Origin of the sequence: Pseudomonas fontis, from assembly GCF_028656955.1 — a bacterium.
GTDB classification, from domain to species: domain Bacteria; phylum Pseudomonadota; class Gammaproteobacteria; order Pseudomonadales; family Pseudomonadaceae; genus Aquipseudomonas; species Aquipseudomonas fontis.
Window position 1 is genome coordinate 1 of sequence record NZ_JAMDGY010000090.1, and the last position, 2193, is coordinate 2193.

Sequence of the window (2193 nt, forward strand, 5' to 3'; positions counted from 1 at the left end):
GGCTATTCGGAATAGTGTGTGTAAACCTCTGCCCAGTCGATGGTGTCTTCCCACTCCATTGACTGTGTAATTGATCTTTCACTGCACTCAGGACAGATGCAGTGTTTTCGATCATCACCTTCCTCGGTGTGCATGCACGATTCCGTTTCATCTTCGAAGAACAGGCCACCACAAGAAACGCAGAACCACTCGGGTGACTGGCCTGCTCTGGCGCTCCTGGAGAAGAGGACGCGAGCCCTAATGATGTCGAAGGTGTAGCCACGACCATTGCGGTTGATGACCTTGGTCATGCCGTTCAGAGCCTCGGTGTAGCCATTGGTGATTTGGTAGTCGAAGTAGTTGAGGATCTGCTGCCGCCAGTTCTTTAGTGCTGATAGCAGGTCTTTGTAATCGGCCACTACATCGCTCGCCTTGACCGCCGCCAACCACAGATCGAGAGCAGGGATAGCTTCATCCTTGGGCAGGTTGTACAGGGCGTAGAAGTCCTCCTTGAACTGGTACGACTGACCAATCTCAGCGTCGTTATCCACCCACATATCGAGGTTGAAGGCCTGCTTGTCCGTAAGGTTCGCGCCGCTCTTGTTGAGCAACACCTTGCTGCGCTTCCACTCCTTGTTGACCTTGACGCCCTGGGCCTTCCCGCGACGAATGCGGGTCTTGTCAACGGCGTAGTTAGCCATCCGGACAACGTGGAACTTGTCGATGACCACTGGCACGCCAGGAGCCATCATGTTCACCACGTTGAGGTATGGCCGCCACATGTCGGTGGCCACGCCCAGCAGGGTCGAGCGATCAGAGAAGCCAGACAGCCAGCGCGCCAGGGTTTCCTGATCGCGATGGGGAAGGATATCGATGGGTACGTTACGACCAACGTCTGTGAGGACGCAGCGCATGTCCCCGGCGATCTTGGTCTCGTCGATGCCCAGCCAATTTGGCAGGTACGGCTTGAACTGGGTGTTCATGTAGTGGACGTAGTCGTTCGCGATGTTGCGGATCGTCTTCTCGTCGCACCCGATGTGCTCTGCCAGCCTGGTGAAGGTGTCACGCAGGCACTGGGTCTTGATGTAGTCGACGCACCGCTTAGTCATGCGCCGATCAACCTCGACGCCTTCCAGTGGCTGCAACGACGTGCCTCCGCACTCACGGCACTTGTACCGCTGAACCTTTGCCTCAAGCTGAACGTGAGCGCCCCTGATAGGGCTATCGCGGTACGCCACGACCTTTGGGCCGTGTCGGTACAGCTTGCCGATCAGGCCGCATTTGGTGCAGGCCTGAAGCGGCACGCCGTATTCGGCTCTGATCGCATAGGTGCCGTCGCTCAGGCTTGAGCTAAGCACCGTCCATTGTGGCAGATCGAGGATATCGGTCATTGACTATGCGCCGTCGTAACACCCGCACGGAATATCTGGCGGGGTATCGAAAAGCCGCAATTGTGCCCTGTCTGAGCGAATTAAGTCAGTCCACGACCAGCGCCGGCCCAAGCCCTTGATGCTGGTCAGCTCAGCATTTGCCTCCATGTCCAGGCAGCGGAGCTTCAACTCCTCAGGCAAGGCCAGGATTTCCGGGGCCTTACGGTTGGGGCAGAAGAAGCATGAACTTTTGCCTGGCAGTGGCAGGCCCGCTGCCTTGATGGTGCTGATGCATTCATCCCGGCCCATATCCCATTCCAGAAGCGGGTAGCGCAGCAGGTACTTCTTATCGTCGAACGCCTTGGCGCGGTGCGGCTCATCAGCATCGTAGCCAATGCACTTCACGACTTTCTCTCCGGATTTCCATGTGTTTAGGGCATCCGGATGGTTGTTCATGAAGGTGTTCTGCGGCTCGATCTTGAACCGCTGAGAGCAGGTCTTGAAGCCGTAGGCAACGCTCGGCAGCTGCTTGAGCCGCAAGCAGACCTGCTCCAGGGTTTCATCGCTTCCACCCTTTTTAACCCACGTAATAGCGGGATAGCCCATGCCCACAAGCCATTCACTGAACAGCGCGATGTACCGATACGTCTCGGCAACCTCACCACCGGTATCTGCGAAGGTGATCAGATCTACTTGCTCGCCGCGTTTCACCATCTCGATGAGCATCGCAGTGCTGTTCGTTCCTGCTCCGTAGCTTACGACTTGCATGATCTGAATCCACACGATAATCCGGATTCAGATTGTAACTGATCCTCATGCTTTACACACGATTATCCGAATAGCC

Annotated in this window: 2 protein-coding genes; both read right to left on the reverse strand. The window is 56.3% G+C overall.

Translation table 11 applies throughout. The features are described 5' to 3' along the window. Positions 1-2: 2 nt before the first annotated feature. Complete coding sequence (locus M5G11_RS23080) at positions 3-1370, reverse strand: ISL3 family transposase (protein WP_273913127.1); 1368 nt, start codon at positions 1368-1370, stop codon at positions 3-5. A gap of 3 nt (positions 1371-1373) precedes the next feature. Beyond that, positions 1374-2117, reverse strand: a complete 744-nt coding sequence (locus M5G11_RS23085) for an adenine nucleotide alpha hydrolase family protein (RefSeq protein WP_273913126.1) — start codon at positions 2115-2117, stop codon at positions 1374-1376. Positions 2118-2193: the final 76 nt, after the last annotated feature.

Excerpts from the sequence above, each read along its gene's own strand:
- M5G11_RS23085 (WP_273913126.1), bottom strand. The coding sequence starts at position 2,117 with ATGCAAGTCGTAAGCTACGGAGCAGGAACGAACAGCACTGCGATGCTC.
- M5G11_RS23080 (WP_273913127.1), bottom strand. The coding sequence starts at position 1,370 with ATGACCGATATCCTCGATCTGCCACAATGGACGGTGCTTAGCTCAAGC.